The organism is Roseimarinus sediminis (genome assembly GCF_050433125.1).
Lineage (GTDB): Bacteria > Bacteroidota > Bacteroidia > Bacteroidales > Prolixibacteraceae > Roseimarinus > Roseimarinus sediminis.
The window spans coordinates 1-1,057 of sequence record NZ_JBNPXV010000052.1 but is presented as its reverse complement, the minus strand read 5'-3'; the positions used below and the strand labels follow the sequence as shown (position 1 = coordinate 1,057).

Below are 1,057 nucleotides of genomic sequence, written 5' to 3'. Positions count from 1 at the left end.
CACTTAAACTTTGATTGGACCATTCGGAATTCAAAACCAAGGAAACTAAAACTACTCTTGCTGATATGCAGCAGTTTGGTCTTCTTTTCATTGATTGTTAGTCCCATTCGGGTTAATGTGTTGTTCATGCGCCGAAGAATCTTCGCTGGATAATGCTTCGTTTTCATCAAGATAAAATCGTCGGCATACCGCACAATGCGGATGTCTTCTTTGGCATAAACTCCTTCCGGATCATCAACTAGCTGATCAAATACGTTCATGTAAATATTGGCCAGAAGTGGGGAAATAACGCCTCCTTGCGGCGTACCTACCCTACTCTTCTCCATTTGTCCGCTGGGGAGTTTTACGGGACTGCGCAACCACATTCGCAGAAGTGTCAGGATGCTTTTGTCTGCCAGTCGTCCGGAGACCACTTTCATCAATTTGTCGTGAGGGATGGTGTCGAAGTATTTCGACAGATCAGCATCATACACAAACTGGTAGCCAGCAAACAAATTCTCCTTGATCTTCCTGATGGCATCGTGTGCACTCTTCTTTGGACGGAAGCCATAGGAGGTCTCGATGAAATCGGCCTCGAATAGAGGCTCGATCATCATCTTTACAGCCATTTGGACTACACGGTCGCGAATGGTTGGAATTCCCAGTGGACGCTTTTCTTTGCTTCCCGTCTTATCGATCATGACACGACGGATAGCTTGAGGACGATAGGTCTTGTTTAACAGATCCTTCCGGATGTCGGATAAGAAAAGGGAAACCCCTTTCTTTTCTATCATGCCAAAAGTAAGCTTGTCAACTCCTCCTCCATCGTACTCCTGTTTGCCCGTTTTTACCCGTTGCCAGGCTTCTTGTAATACATGTGGCTGGCAAATCTTGTCGTACAAACTGTAAGCCTTAAAGCTTTTGTCTTGCTTGGCTCTCAGGTATAGCTTTCGTTGGAATACACGAACCTTCTCATCGGCCGTAACCAATGGCTTAACTGGTAGATTTTTATCAATATTAAGCGGCTGTTGTTCCATAAAAGCTTCTCTAAAGTAAAGCCCCTTCCCTAAAAGTGAAG

The 1,057-nt window shown here is 44.9% G+C and carries 1 protein-coding gene; it reads right to left on the bottom strand.

The window, feature by feature from the left end; translation table 11 throughout:
- The coding region (ltrA, locus tag FHS86_RS19170; RefSeq protein ID WP_429417700.1) for a group II intron reverse transcriptase/maturase at nucleotides 1-1,016 on the bottom strand (1,016 nt) is incomplete at its 3' end.
- Between the last annotated feature and the right edge of the window lie 41 nt (nucleotides 1,017-1,057).